Origin of the sequence: Actinoplanes couchii, assembly GCF_016862075.1 — a bacterium.
GTDB lineage: Bacteria > Actinomycetota > Actinomycetes > Mycobacteriales > Micromonosporaceae > Actinoplanes > Actinoplanes couchii.
On the sequence record NZ_BOMG01000086.1, the window covers coordinates 25,003 to 37,812 of the forward strand.

The 12,810-nt window shown below is 68.9% G+C and carries 13 protein-coding genes and 1 tRNA gene; 5 read left to right on the forward strand and 9 right to left on the reverse strand.

Features of this window, described 5'->3' with window-relative positions:
* Positions 1-38: 38 nt before the first annotated feature.
* Together Aco03nite_RS34375 and Aco03nite_RS34380 are read right to left on the reverse strand one after the other, a co-directional pair.
* A complete protein-coding gene (locus Aco03nite_RS34375) occupies positions 39-1,103 on the reverse strand; it encodes a calcium-binding protein (protein WP_203802910.1) in 1,065 nt (354 codons plus the stop codon).
* Between the two features lie 128 nt (positions 1,104-1,231).
* Positions 1,232-3,196 carry a DUF6311 domain-containing protein gene (locus tag Aco03nite_RS34380; RefSeq protein ID WP_203802913.1) on the reverse strand — a complete coding sequence of 655 codons (1,965 nt, stop codon included), beginning with the start codon at positions 3,194-3,196 and terminating at the stop codon, positions 1,232-1,234.
* Between the two features lie 277 nt (positions 3,197-3,473).
* Between Aco03nite_RS34380 and Aco03nite_RS34385 the strand changes: the two genes are divergently transcribed.
* Positions 3,474-4,187 (forward strand): class I SAM-dependent methyltransferase, encoded by a 714-nt coding sequence (locus tag Aco03nite_RS34385; RefSeq protein WP_203802915.1) that lies wholly within the window; start codon positions 3,474-3,476, stop codon positions 4,185-4,187.
* A gap of 109 nt (positions 4,188-4,296) precedes the next feature.
* Here the strand turns inward: Aco03nite_RS34385 and Aco03nite_RS34390 are convergent, their stop codons facing one another.
* The 4 genes from Aco03nite_RS34390 to Aco03nite_RS34405 all read right to left on the reverse strand — a co-directional run bounded on the left by Aco03nite_RS34390 (position 4,297) and on the right by Aco03nite_RS34405 (position 8,137).
* Complete coding sequence (locus tag Aco03nite_RS34390; protein ID WP_203802932.1) at positions 4,297-4,827, reverse strand: YbhB/YbcL family Raf kinase inhibitor-like protein; 531 nt, start codon at positions 4,825-4,827, stop codon at positions 4,297-4,299.
* A gap of 303 nt (positions 4,828-5,130) precedes the next feature.
* Complete coding sequence (locus tag Aco03nite_RS53375) at positions 5,131-6,177, reverse strand: C40 family peptidase (RefSeq protein WP_239145689.1); 1,047 nt, start codon at positions 6,175-6,177, stop codon at positions 5,131-5,133.
* Positions 6,178-6,409: 232 nt separating this feature from the next.
* Positions 6,410-7,027 carry a DUF4352 domain-containing protein gene (locus Aco03nite_RS34400; RefSeq protein WP_239145690.1) on the reverse strand — a complete coding sequence of 206 codons (618 nt, stop codon included), beginning with the start codon at positions 7,025-7,027 and terminating at the stop codon, positions 6,410-6,412.
* A gap of 147 nt (positions 7,028-7,174) precedes the next feature.
* The gene (locus Aco03nite_RS34405; RefSeq protein WP_203802937.1) at positions 7,175-8,137 is read right to left on the reverse strand and encodes an NAD(P)H-quinone oxidoreductase; all 963 of its coding nucleotides are present in this window, start codon (positions 8,135-8,137) and stop codon (positions 7,175-7,177) included.
* Positions 8,138-8,204: 67 nt separating this feature from the next.
* On the opposite strand from Aco03nite_RS34405, the gene Aco03nite_RS34410 reads away from it, so the two are divergent.
* Positions 8,205-8,289, forward strand: a tRNA-Ser gene (locus Aco03nite_RS34410).
* A gap of 117 nt (positions 8,290-8,406) precedes the next feature.
* Here the strand turns inward: Aco03nite_RS34410 and Aco03nite_RS34415 are convergent.
* Positions 8,407-8,850, reverse strand: coding sequence for a hypothetical protein (locus Aco03nite_RS34415; RefSeq protein WP_203802939.1), 444 nt, complete (start codon positions 8,848-8,850; stop codon positions 8,407-8,409).
* 156 nt (positions 8,851-9,006) lie between these two features.
* Complete coding sequence (soxR, locus tag Aco03nite_RS34420) at positions 9,007-9,450, reverse strand: redox-sensitive transcriptional activator SoxR (protein WP_203802941.1); 444 nt, start codon at positions 9,448-9,450, stop codon at positions 9,007-9,009.
* Between the two features lie 45 nt (positions 9,451-9,495).
* Between soxR and Aco03nite_RS34425 the strand changes: the two genes are divergently transcribed.
* The 3 genes from Aco03nite_RS34425 (at position 9,496) to Aco03nite_RS34435 (ending at position 11,900) form a co-directional block, all read left to right on the forward strand.
* Positions 9,496-10,158, forward strand: coding sequence for a thiamine pyrophosphate-binding protein (locus Aco03nite_RS34425; RefSeq protein WP_203802943.1), 663 nt, complete (start codon positions 9,496-9,498; stop codon positions 10,156-10,158).
* A complete protein-coding gene (locus Aco03nite_RS34430) occupies positions 10,155-11,021 on the forward strand; it encodes a transketolase family protein (RefSeq protein ID WP_203802945.1) in 867 nt (288 codons plus the stop codon). The genes Aco03nite_RS34425 and Aco03nite_RS34430 overlap by 4 nt, the downstream gene beginning before the upstream one ends.
* A gap of 471 nt (positions 11,022-11,492) precedes the next feature.
* A complete protein-coding gene (locus Aco03nite_RS34435; RefSeq protein WP_203802946.1) occupies positions 11,493-11,900 on the forward strand; it encodes a PH domain-containing protein in 408 nt (135 codons plus the stop codon).
* Here Aco03nite_RS34435 and Aco03nite_RS34440 read toward each other — a convergent pair.
* Entirely contained in the window at positions 11,893-12,798 is a 906-nt protein-coding gene (locus Aco03nite_RS34440; RefSeq protein WP_203802948.1) for a rhomboid family intramembrane serine protease, read from the reverse strand. The two genes, Aco03nite_RS34435 and Aco03nite_RS34440, sit on opposite strands and share 8 nt — an antisense overlap.
* Between the last annotated feature and the right edge of the window lie 12 nt (positions 12,799-12,810).

Consider the following 12,810-nt stretch of genomic DNA (forward strand, 5'->3'; position numbering starts at 1 on the left):
CCGGATGGTGCCGCGACCGCCGGGCTGGATGCGATGGGTCACCGCTCGCAGCTGACCTTCACATCCCCACCGGCCGCTTCGCACAGGTCGGACGCGGGGCCACCGTCGAGCAGATCCTGCCCGCCCTTGATCCCCCAATCGTCGCCCCGCAGATAGTCGTCGCCGGCCCCGCCGTACAGCTTGTCCTTGCCGTGCTCGCCGGCCAGCAGGTCGTCACCGCCGTAACCGTGAATCACGTCGTTGCCACCGGCGCCGTAGAGATAGTCGGCGCGCGGGGTGCCGTAGATCCGGTCGTCACCGTCGCCGCCCTGGATCTCCTCGACGTCGGTGCCGATGGTGTCGTGCTCGCCCTTGGCGCCGTCGTCACCCTTCACCCCGTCGGCGTCCGCGGTGATCGCCTTCGCGTAGTTGACGTAGGTGACCGAGTCCCGCTCCCCGGCGCCACCGGAGATCCAGTCGTCGTCGCTGCCGAAGGTCGCCTGGTCCATGAAGAACGTGTCGTCACCGGCGCCGCCCCACATCCGGTCGTCGCCGTTCATGCCGTGGATGCTGTCGTGGCCGTTGCCGCCGTACAGCCGATCGTTGCCGTGACCGCCCTCGACCCAGTCGTCGCCGTCGCCACCGGAGAGGACCTCGTTGCCGTCCGAACCGTGCAGATAGTCCTTACCGCCCAGACCCCACAGCCGGTCCGCGCCGTCGCCGCCCTCCAGCCGGTCGCTCCGGGATCCGCCGGTGATCCGGTCGGCGCCCGCGCCACCGTCGGCGGTCATCCCGACGTCGGTGCGGTTCACGATGGTGTCGTTGCGGTCATAGGTCCAGACCTGGATCCGGGTCGGCGCCTTGGTGGGCGTACAGCGAACCCGGGTCTTGTCGCCCTTGACCTGCTTGCAGCCCTTGCCCGCTTTGACGGTGACCACGTCGTCGACAGTGATGGTGTTGCCGGACCGGGTGATCGTGACCCGGTTCTGCTTGCCGGTTGCCGCCTTGTAGCGGATCTTGGTGCCCTGCACCACCGACGCCACCCCGGTGCTCGCCGCCTGGGCCGGAACCCCGGCCAGGCCCACCATCAGCAGCGCCGCCACACCGATACCAACAAAACGCACTTGAGCACTCCCCCGAGTCGAAACCACGCGGCGCTCAGCATAGAACGCTACCGTTGCGACGTGCAGTCCCCTCCGGGACACGGCGATGGCCCGGGTTCGAAGCGAACCCGGGCCATCACGCGCCACAGTTAGAAGGTGGTGCCGGCCGTCAGCACCGCGTCGGGGTCGTCGACCAGGTTGCGGACGTCCCACATCCAGACGCCGCCGGTCCAGGTGGGACGGAATCCCAGCAGGTCGGACATCGCCCGCAGCATCTCGATGTCCCGGGTCTGCGGGGTCAGCACGACCACCCCGGCCTTCCAGAACCGCAGATCGGCCAGGGCCATCTCGCGCCGGGCGTCGGTGATCACCGGCACCGGGTTGCCGCCCCGGATCGAGGCGATCAGGCCGCTGGTCGGGCGCCACGGCGGGGCGAACATCGCGGTCCGGTCGCCCGGGTTCTGCGGGTTCTCGTTCGGCAGCAGCGCGTACGCCCCGGCGATCCGCATGTCCTGGCCGGTGACCGCGGTCCAGCGCAGCGGGTCCGGGTAGCTGCTGTCCGGCAGCGGCAGCGCGACCAGGGTGTGCGCGTCGTCGACGTAGGCCCGCCAGGCGCCCGAGGTGACGAAGTCCGGCACCGGGTCCATCGGGGTGGTGGCCAGCGGCCGCGGGATCAACGGCACCAGGGCCATCGCGACCGCGGTGATCATCGCGACCCGGACCGGCCCGCGGGCGGTCGGCTGGGTGCGCATCATGTCGGCGGCCTTCTGGCAGCCCAGCGCCAGCACGATCGCGACGACCGGGGCGATCGCCATCGCCCACCGGGTCGGCACCGCCGCGTTGAGCACCGGCAGGTAGTGCAGTGCGGCCCAGATGCCCGGCAGCCCGGTGTCGGAACCGTTGAACACGATGCGCGGGCCGAGTGACATGGCCCCGAGGAGCACCGCGATCCCGCCGAGGGCCAGGACCGCCCGGGACCGGCGCATCCAGATGAGCAGCCCGACGAAGAGGACGATCAGACCCCAGCCGAAGAAGGCGTTCTCCTCGGCCGGGTTCTGGGCGAGCCGGGACGCGGTCGCCGAGTCGCCGGCCATCGAGTGCCGCGAGTAGGCGGAGAACGAGGCGAGGTCGGCGCCGAAGTTGCGGACCCCCTCGGCCAGACCCTGGTAACTCTGCGGTCCGAAGAACTGGACGCTGAGCGGGTAGGCCAGCGCGGCCAGCGTGACGGCCGCGGTCACCCCGAGCGCCCGCAGGAACGGCAGCACCTCACCCGGGTGGTCCTTGCGCCGCACTCCGGCCATGACCGCACAGAAGACACCGAGGCCGACCGCGGTCATGAAGAGGATCTCGAGGTTGATGAAGGCCTGCCAGACCAGCAGACCGGCCAGGATCAGGCCGTTGCGCACGGCCTTGCCGCGGACCCGGAGCTCCAGCGTGCGCCAGATGATCAGCGGGACCAGGAACTGCGAGACGATGTTCGGGTGGCCGCCGGCGTGCGAGACCATGCTCGGGGCGAACGTGGCGAACAGCGCACCGACCCAGGCCGCTGCCCGAGAGGTGACGAAGCGGCGCGAGAGCACCAGATACCACGAAGCACCGGTTAATGCCAATGCGCCGGTGAGAAATACGTTGAAGGCCACATGCGGACCGAACAGAAGAGTGACGGGCGTCAGTGGCAAGGAAACAGCCAACACAGAGGTGTTGGCCATCATGTTCACCCCGTCGGGGTAATTCAAGCGGTCCGAGAAGAACGGATAAGCGCCATCCGTGAGCACCCGCGCACCGTGCGCCAGCATCCACTCGAAGAAAGCCTGATCCTGCGGATCATCTCGAAGTTCATGATCAAGATTGAGCCACAACGGAGCGGTGAGCATGAACGCCGCGATCACGAAAGTCGTGATCGCGGCAACGTCCCGCCAGGTGATCAGGCGCCGTCTGACCTGCGGTTTCTCGGCTTCCGCTGGGGAATCCGGAACCGCTGGAGCGGTCACCGAGCCGTTTGACCCGAGGGCTATCAGCTCCGCATCCAGGTCGTCGTCGGCGGTCACTTGGCTCGGCGGCAGAACGTTCCCGCCGGTCGACTGGCCTGTCGAGTTCAAACCCGTAATCGTCATAGCATCGGCGAGCCTAACCGAGGATTCCAAGAAGCCCGCAGTGTGCGGCCCACACGTGATAGAGCCGATATGAACGCGTGTTTTCAGCGTGTCCGTCGTGCGGTCCACTCTGTGGACTTCGGAAGGGGTAACCCATCCGAGTCCCTGATCACCTATGTCTCAATCAGGCCAAAAAATCAGTGGTGCCGAGCACTCAACTTTCGGATAGGCGCTTCAAGTGGTTAACTTCAGCGGTCCCGCTGTCAGCTCAGATCGGCAAGATGAGGGAACCTCACCTATGGCAGACATCACTGGAGACCAGCGGATCCAGTCTGAAGTGCTCGAAGGCCTAGCCACCGCGGTGAACCACCGTCGTTGGTTCGTCGAGCTCGCGCTCCCGTACCTGGGAGACAACCCCATCGAGATCGGTAGTGGTCTCGGGGATTACGCGATCGAGTGGGCGGAGCATCTGCCGAAGTTCACCGCGACCGAGGCCGACCCGGACCGGCTCGTCCTGCTCAAGGAGCGGATGGCCGACCACGCGAACATCGACGTGAAGCAGATGCTGCTTCCGGCCCAGGACGCGAACTCCGAGTACAGCGCCGCCGTCTCCTACAACGTGCTCGAGCACATCGAGGACCACGTGGGCGCGCTGCGCAGCATGAAGGAACTGGTCCGCCCGGGCGGCAAGGTGATCATCATCGTGCCGGCGTTCATGTTCGCGATGAGCCAGGTCGACATCGCGACCGGCCACATCCGCCGCTACACCAAGAAGACGCTGGGCGCCGCCTTCACCGAGGCCGGGCTGGAGATCGAGAAGCTGCACTACGCGAACGCGCTGGGCCTTCTCGGCTACTACACCGCCACCAGCATCTTCAAGCTGGCCCCGAAAGAGGGGCCGATGGTCAAGATCTACGACAGCGTGGTGCTGCCGGTCACCAAGGCCGCCGAGCGGGTCGTCCGTCCGCCGTTCGGGCAGTCGGTCTTCTGCGTGGCCCGCGTCCCCAGCTGAGTTCCGAGAGAACGGCCGCCGACCGGTGTCGGCGGCCGTTTTCCTGTCCACGGTCAGCCGCGAATCCGCGGTCAGCCGTTGAAGCCGTGGCCAGCCGTTGAGGCCGTGGTCAGCCGCGAACCTGGAACGTCGGGCGGATCGTGGCCCGGGCCAGGGTGTGGAACGCGAGGTTGAACCCGACGTAGGCCGGCGAGGCGTCCGGCGTCACCTCCAGCGCGTCGACGTCGATCGCGTGCACCGCGAAGACGTAACGGTGGATCCGGTCACCGGGCGGCGGCGCCGCACCGCCGTAGGCACGGTCGCCGTAGTCGCTGCGGACGCAGAAGGCGCCCTCCGGCAACGGCTCGACGCCACGGGCCAGGCTGGTGACCGAGACCGGGAGGTTGACCAGCACCCAGTGCCAGAAACCGCTGCCGGTCGGTGCGTCCGGGTCGAAACAGGTGACCACGAAGCCGCGCGTCTCAGCCGGGAAACCCGACCAGGACAGCTGCGGCGACAGGTTCTTCCCGCCCACACTGGTGTGCGCGAAGAGCTCGTCCAAGGGCTGCCCGTCGGTGACGTCCACGCTGGTCACGGTGAAGGCCGGGACCTGTGGCAGAAGATCGTACGGGTCGGGCGCCAAGGCGCGGTCAAGACTCATGGTTGGCCTCCGACGTGGTGAAAAAGAACTGGTCGAGTTTTCCCACGGTGGCCAGAGACTAACCGTTCAACATGACCGGCGGCTTTCGCCGGGCTTGCCACACGCCGTCACACGATCGGGTAAACGCACAGGTGGTGCGCATGGGGTCGGCGTGCATCGGTAATGCTTCTGTCAGACATCCGACCGGGTGTGCGCGGCACAGATCCCCGCGCCTGGTCGTGATCGGCCGCCGTACGGCACGGTGGTCAGCTAGTCGGCACCCGTCGTCATCGGCGGGTGCTGACTGCTTTTCCGCCCCTTTTCTCAGCTCAGCCGGGACACCGACAGCCCGTTGTAGAGCTTGCGGTAGACCACCCCGGTCCGGCTGTTCCCCGCGTCGACCATCATCCCCTTGCCCATGTAGATGCCCACGTGACCGCGGCCGACCACCAGGTCACCGGGCCGGGCCGAGGACCGGGACACCGACCGCGCCCGGCGGGCCTGACCTCCGGACGAGTGCGGCAGGCTGATGCCGGCCTTGGCGAACGCGCGCTTGGTCAGCCCCGAGCAGTCGAAGCCGCCCGAGCCGTCGCCGCCGCGGACGTACCGTTTGCCGACCTGGGAGCGGGCGAAGTCGACAACCGCCCGCATGTCCCGGCTCCGGACGTTCTCGCCCCGGCCCGCCGTCGACGTCCACCGGCGCTGCACCGAGACGCTCTTCCGGGCCGACCGGGCGGCTCGCCGCTGCTCCCGGAGGGCCTGGCGCTCGGCCCGGCGAACGGCACGCGCTTCGTGGCGCGCCGCCCGTTCCGCGTGCCGGGCCGCCCGTTCCTCGTAGCGCGCGGCCCGTTCCTCGTAGCGCCCCGCCTGCTCCTCCTGGCGCGCGGCACGATGCTCGTCGCGCGCGGCCCGGCGTTCGGCACGCTCCTGCCGGCGTTCGGCCCAGCGTTCCGCGCGCTCCTGCGGGGTCTCCGTCTCCCGGCGTTCCGCGCGCCGCTCGACGCTGCGGCTCGCCGGCAGGTCGGCGCCCTCGGCGCCGCGGGTCACCGGCAGGTCGGTGCCCCCGATGGCGACCGCGGACACCGGACGCAGCACCAGGGACCGGCGCGGCATCGCCCGTGAAGCGCGATCCACCGTGTCCCGGCGGCTCCGTAGGCCGGCGGACAGCGCGACCGGGTCGAGCCCGGCATCGAACTTGAACTCCCGGAGCCGCTGCCGTAGAGGCTTCGCCTCCGGGGCCAGTGGGCTCGCGACCTTCTCCGCGGGTTCCGGCATGACCGGCTGGGCCATCGGTGTCAGGACGGCGTCGTGCTCGACCGGGTCTAGCGCCGGCGTGATGACGGCCAGCGCGAGCGCGCCGACGGTCAGCACCCGGCGGGTGGACGAACCGTGCAGTGTTGCCTCCGAAATAGGCCCGGGGCACTCGCGCGAATCCCATCCTTACGCGACCGGTGCTGCTGGTCGCGTTTATGCCGCCGTCGAAGGTGGCAATGAGAACCCGGACAACCGTGCATATTCCGTGGACCATGCCAACACAACATCGAATCCGCCGGGGCGCGATTCACATAATTGGCCCCCGATCACGAACCGATAAACGCTGCTTTCAGCGCGGATCCGGCAGATTTACCCGTACTCCTGAAGTGGTAAGTCCGTCACTCAGTTCGGCGTCGCTCGGACGGGCGCCGTCAGGCATGTCGAAGGGGAGCACGCCGTCCACCGTCTCGCCCGGCTCGATCTCGTTGAGCAGCGAGGAACCGTGATCGTTGAGAAACACCGCGGCCTGTTCGGCGACGGCGTAGGCTTCCCCATCGGTGTCGCGGACCCGCTGTGCGGCGCTGTCGAACAACATGGGTTCCGCGCCGTTGTTCGTCACTTCGACATCGAGCAGACAGAATTGCCCGGCGGCTTGTTGCTCCATACCGTCCGGGCCCACCGAGGCCACTCCGCATCGCACGCCGGTCACCTCGACGTCGAATCCGGGGGCCGGAGAATCGCCCGGCGCCACCGCGATCGTCAGCACCTGGGGCGGGGTGGTGACCACCGCCCAGGCGCCGAACCCGACCAGCCCGGCCGAGACGATCACGCCGCCGACGATCCAGTTGCGGGCCCGGCGCGGCTCCACGTCGTCCGGGTACGAGCCCGGCTCCACCCGATCCGGGTACGGGCGCTGCGGCGGCGCGTGCCGAGGGCCGGCCTTGGAGCGATGCGGTGTGTACGTCACGGTGTCCCCCAGCGGTCGGCAGCCGCGCCCCGACCGGGCGCGCTGTCCATCCATGCTGGGTTCGATACGACTGCATCGCGTTGCGACTCGCCGCATATCCGCACTTATCGGTCATAACACTTCGTAACGGTTCACCCGAAGGCGTGATCAGGTCAGCAGAACGATCTTCCCGAAGTGGTCGGAAGACTCCATCAGCTCCTGCGCGGCCGCCGCCTCCGCCATCGGGAACGTGCGGTGGACGACCGGTTTCACCAGGCCGGCCGCGATCAACGGCCACACCTGGTCGCGGACACCGGCCACCACCCGCGCCTTGTCCGCCGGTGGACGGGCCCGCAACGACGTCGACGACACCCGGCCACGCTTGGCCATCAGCCGGCCCAGATCCAGCTCCGCCACCGCGCCGCCCTGCATGCCGATCACCGTGATCCGGCCGTCCGGGGCCAGCGCCGCCACATTCCCCGCCAGGTACTTCGCGCCGACGATGTCCAGGATCACGTCGGCCCCGCGACCGCCGGTGTGGGCCTGCACCGCCCGTACAAAATCATCGGTCCGGTAATCGATCGTCAGCTCCGCACCAAGAGCCCGCAGCCGATCGTGCTTCCCGGCCCGCGCGGTGGTCAGGACCTTCGCCCCCAGCGCCACCCCCAGCTGGACGGCGAATGTGCCGATCCCGCTGCCGCCGCCGTGCACCAGCAGCGTCTCGCCCGGCCGCAGCCGGTCCCGGTCCACCACGTTGGACCACACCGTGCACGCCACCTCGGGCAGCGTCGCCGCCTCCACCAGCGACAGCCCGGCCGGCACCGGCAGCAGCTGCCCCACCGGCACCGCCACCCGCTCGGCATAACCACCACCGGCCAGCAGCGCACAGACCCGCTCACCGACGTGATGCCCGGTCACCCCCGGCCCCACCGCGCTGATCACCCCGGAACACTCCAGCCCCGGATAGTCGGGCGCCCCCTCCGGCGGCGGATAGTGGCCCTGCCGCTGCAGCACGTCGGCCCGGTTCACCGCCGACGCCGTGACGTCGACGATCACCTCTCCCGCCCGCACTTCCGGATCGGCCACGACGGCCCAGGTGAGCTGCTTGTCCTCGATAACGATCGCGCGCATGAGGCCGACTCTGCCCCACCGGTACGACAAGAACCACAGCCGGGTGGCAGACTGTAGCGGCACCACGGGAGGATTCGCCTAGTGGCCGATGGCGCCGGTCTTGAAAACCGGTATGGGGAAACTCATCGTGGGTTCGAATCCCACATCCTCCGCTCGGATGAGCAGCAACACCGCCGCTGACCTGCCACCACACAGGTCAGCGGCGGTTTTTGTGGAGCACCGGCCGGTCTCCGCTGGATCACACCCGTCGCGGCAACGGAATCTCAGCGTCAGTCCTGGTCATCGCCCATCTTCGAGGCATCGTCGATGCGCTTCGCACAGACTTTTCGCAGGACGTAAACGCTGTCTCCGGCCCACTCGGCGACCTGGGGCACCGGAAATCCCTGAGCGTGTCGAGTGCCTTGCGGCCCACGGCAGCGTCCCTCAGGTCGTTGAGGTTGACGGTGTTGGCGGTGAGCCATCGGACCGCGGTCCGTCCTCGCGCCGGCCTTGGTGAAGGAGTGTCCGTAAAGCGCTCGCCGGATGACTGCGTCGGCCGGGGCATCCCGTTCGGTATTCAGCAGGGCGAGGGTGACAGTCGCCAGCGCCTCGGCGATGCTCATAAGCTGTTCGGCGGCGGCCTTCGGCCACTTCATGTTGACGAAAGCGACGGCGTGTCGGTACCACGTCTTCGTGTTGATCTCGCGCGCCATCGGTTCCGGCAGACCGGTCACGGTATCGAACGCAACGCACTCCCGCTGGTGAGTCACCAGTTGGGATTCGCCTTGCCGACGCCCCGAGGTAGTCCGCTACGTTTTTCGCCGTCCACTACTCGGCCCGTGGGGTCGGGCCGTGATGCGGCAGACGCCACGTACTCATTCTCCCTGATCTCAGTCGGCGGCGGGGTTGAGGATTCGCTGAGGGCCGGTGCCTCCGGCGGCCAAGCGGTCGCCCGGGTTGGCCAGTTTGCATCTCTGCAGGGACAGGCAACCGCAACCGATGCAGCCGCTCAGCTCGTCGCGGAGGCGTTCCAGGACGGCGATTCGCTCCTGGAGGCGGTAGCGCCAGCTCGCTGACAGGCGGGACCAGTCGGCCTTGGTGGGGGTGCGGTTCTCCGGCAGTGACGCCAGGGCCTCGCGGATCTCGTCCAGCGACACACCCACCTGCTGGGAGATCTTGATGAACGAGACCCGGCGCAGTTCGGCCCGGTCGTAGCGCCGCTGGTTGCCGCTGGTCCGGGAGGCGTGGATCAGGCCCTCGCGCTCGTAGAAGCGCAGCGCGGACGGCGCGACGCCGCTGCGGGCGGACAGTTCGCCGATGGTCAGCGTCTCCACGGCACCCCTTGAGTTGAAGTGAACTTTAAGTAGCAGTCTAGGGCCATGACTGCTGTGACGACACCCCGACACTCGGTGCGGGAGCTGCTCAGCCGGGTGACCGGCGACGCGAAGCACGCGCCCAGCGCACACTCCACCCTGGACGTGCTCTGGGTCCTCTACGACCGGGTGTTACGCGTGACCCCGGAGACCGTCGACGAACCGGACCGGGACCGCTTCCTGCTCTCCAAGGGGCACGGCCCGGCCGCCTACTACGCGGTGCTCGCCGCCAAGGGCTTCATCCCGCCGGACCGGCTGGACGACATGGGTGGCTGGGACAGTCCGCTCGGCCACCACCCGGACCGGATGCTGATCCCGGGTGTCGAGATCGGCACCGGCTCGCTGGGCCACGGCCTGGGCCTGGCCGTCGGGGTGGCGCTCGGGCTGCGAGCCCAGGGGTTCACCGGCAGCCGGACGTTCGTGCTGCTCGGCGACGCGGAACTGGACGAGGGCTCGAACCACGAGGCGATCGCGTACGCCGCCGCGATCCGCCTGCCGATCACCGCGATCGTGATCGACAACCGGTCGTCCACGCACGGCTGGCCGGGTGGCATCCCGGTGCGGTTCCCGGGCTGGGACGCGTCGGTGGTGAACGGGCGCGACCACGACGAGATCGAGAAGGCACTGAGCCCGGCAGCGGGCCCGACACTGGTGGTGGCTGAGGTATGAGAGACGTCTTCTACGACACGACGACCGCACTGCTGGATGAGGATCCGCGGACCGCGCTGGTGGTGGCGGACATCTCGGCGAGCGCCTTCGACGACGCGCACCGGCGGCATCCGGACCGGGTGTTCAACGTCGGGATCCGGGAGCAGCTGATGGCGGGGGTGGCCGGTGGTCTGGCGCTGACCGGGATGCGGCCGATCCTGCACTCGTACGCCCCGTTCCTGATCGACCGGGCGTACGAGCAGATCAAGCTCGATTTCGGTCACCAGGACACCGGGGCGGTGCTGGTCAGCATCGGCGCCTCCTACGACGCGGCGGCCGAGGGGTACACCCATCAGTCCCCCGGTGACGTGGCCCTGCTGGACACCCTGGACGGCTGGACCGTGCACGTGCCGGGGCACCGCGACGAGGTCCCGGAGCTGCTGCGGTCGGCCGCCCGTACCGACGAGAGGGTCTATGTCCGGCTCTCCGTGCAGGAGAACAGCCGCTCGCACCGGAACGGGAGCGTCCTGCGCCGGGACGGATCGCCGGTCGTGGTGGCGGTCGGCCCGATGCTGGACCCGGTGCTGGCGGCGACTCGGGAGATGGCGGTGACGGTGCTCTACGTCAACACGCCGCGGCCGCTGGATCCGGCCGCCCTGCGCGAGCTGGTGACCGGGGAGATCGTGCTGGTGGAGCCCTATGCGGCGGGCACGTCGGCGCACCTGGTCAGCGAGGCGCTCCGGGACCGGCCGCACCGGTCACTGCATCTGGGCGCCGGCCGGGCCGAGGTGCGACGGTACGGGACCTGGCGCGACCACGCCCGCGTGCACGGGCTGGACGCGGCCGGCCTCCAGCGATCGATTGCGGACTTCCTGAGCGCATAGGCTCTCCCGGACGAGGGCCTCGACCCGCCACACGGTCGCCGAGTCGCCGAGTCGCATGCGGAACCGTTCGCGGACCCCGTCCATCGCGGTGACCGACAGTTCGAGACCCGGCCGGGACAGGTCCAGCCCCCACGTCACATCGCTGAGTTTCCGCAGGTTCGCGTTGAGGTGCAGGCGGAGCCGGTGCAGCGGCCGGGTGTCCTGGGTGACGACCATGCGGCGCCGGGTCAGCAGCAGGAACCAGTCTCCGGACAGTGGCGCCCCGGGACGAACGCACCGGGCCACCAGCACCGCGGGATCGTCCGGGTCGACGCAGCTGCGGAAGATCGGCAGGTGCCGGTTGACGGCCGGCGCGGATCCGGTGGATTCGGCGGCCCGGTGGAACGTACGGGAGAACACGTCCATGCCCTGTCCAACGGGTGACGCGGGGCCGAAGAGGCGGCCCCACGCCGGAAAGGTCATAGTGGGTGGATGCAGTGGCGTGTCCGACCCGTGCTCCCGTTGGCCAAACTGATCGTCGCGCTCATGCTCCCGGCGCTGGCCGCGCTCTTCGCCGACGGCGAGTGGTCGCGCTGGCTGCTGGCGATGCTCGCGATGATCGGTGTCGTCGTCTGGGCGGCCCGTGACGTCCTGGTTCCGGTCCGCCTGGCAGCGGCCCCGGAGGGCATCACGGTGGTCACCGGTTTCTCCCGCCGCCGGCTGGTCCCATGGGCACAGATCGAGCGGGTACGGGTGGAGAACAGCACCCGCCGCGGCATCCGCAGTGAGCTCCTGGAGATCGACGCCGGCGATGCCATCTACATCTTCACCAGCAACGACCTGAGCGCCGACCCGGAGACCGTGGCCTCGGCGCTGGCCGAGGCGCGCACGGTCAGTTGAGGATGAAGCTGGTCCGGAGCATCGCCGCCACCACGATCAGCAGCAGGATCACCGAGCAGCCGATCGCCTGTTTGGTGCTCCGCTTCGGCTGGTTCGCGTAGGCCATCACCGCGGCGCCGGCCCCGCCGACGAGCAGACCGCCGAGGTGCCCGGCGATCGAGATGTTCGGGATGGTGAACGTGAAGATCAGGTTCAGGATCAGCATCGACGTCATCGAGCTGGAGTCCCGCATCAGCTTCCGGTTGATCACGATGACCGCGATGATCAGGCCGAAGGTGGCGGTGGACGCGCCCGCCGACGGCTGGTTCGGCGCCTGGACGACGTAGGCGGTCACGTTGCCGCCGATGCCGGCGAGCATGTAGAGCGCGGCGAACCGCAGCGGGCCGAGCTGGCTCTCCAGATAGCGCCCGAGCTGGGCCACCAGCATCATGTTCAGCAGCAGGTGCAGGATGCCGTAGTGCAGGAACATCGCGGTGACCAGGCGGTACCACTCACCGGTGGCGACACCGTGCAGCTCGCCGTTGGGGTAGAGCGCGATGCCCAGCACCTCACCGAAGTCGGTGATCGGGGTGCCGCTGCCGAGCAGGCCCCAGCTGCCGCCGCCGAAGATCGCGCTCGGGCCGCCCAGGATCGCGGACCCGACCATCACCAGCGAGTTGACCACGATGATCGCGGTCGTCACGTAGCCGAGCTGGCCGGCGCGGCTCCCCCCGAAGGCGGTGCGCGCCGACCGCTGACCACGGCGTCCCTCTTTGACACAGTCGGGGCACTGGTGCCCGACCGTAGCCTCGTTCATGCAATCGGTGCAGATCGGACGATCGCATCGACTGCAACTGAGCATGGTCTCCCGGGACGGATGCCGATAGCACACCGGTGTCGTCGAGGGCGCCTCACTCATGGCACCAAAGGT

Bases quoted from the DNA above. Each gene is read 5' to 3' on its own strand.
- Aco03nite_RS34430 (WP_203802945.1), top strand. From the start codon at position 10,155: ATGAGAGACGTCTTCTACGACACGACGACCGCACTGCTGGATGAGGAT.
- Aco03nite_RS34385 (WP_203802915.1), top strand. From the start codon at position 3,474: ATGGCAGACATCACTGGAGACCAGCGGATCCAGTCTGAAGTGCTCGAA.
- Aco03nite_RS34405 (WP_203802937.1), bottom strand. From the start codon at position 8,137: ATGCGCGCGATCGTTATCGAGGACAAGCAGCTCACCTGGGCCGTCGTG.
- Aco03nite_RS34390 (WP_203802932.1), bottom strand. From the start codon at position 4,827: ATGAGTCTTGACCGCGCCTTGGCGCCCGACCCGTACGATCTTCTGCCA.
- Aco03nite_RS34440 (WP_203802948.1), bottom strand. From the start codon at position 12,798: ATGAGTGAGGCGCCCTCGACGACACCGGTGTGCTATCGGCATCCGTCC.
- Aco03nite_RS34435 (WP_203802946.1), top strand. From the start codon at position 11,493: ATGCAGTGGCGTGTCCGACCCGTGCTCCCGTTGGCCAAACTGATCGTC.
- Aco03nite_RS34425 (WP_203802943.1), top strand. From the start codon at position 9,496: ATGACTGCTGTGACGACACCCCGACACTCGGTGCGGGAGCTGCTCAGC.
- Aco03nite_RS34380 (WP_203802913.1), bottom strand. From the start codon at position 3,196: ATGACGATTACGGGTTTGAACTCGACAGGCCAGTCGACCGGCGGGAAC.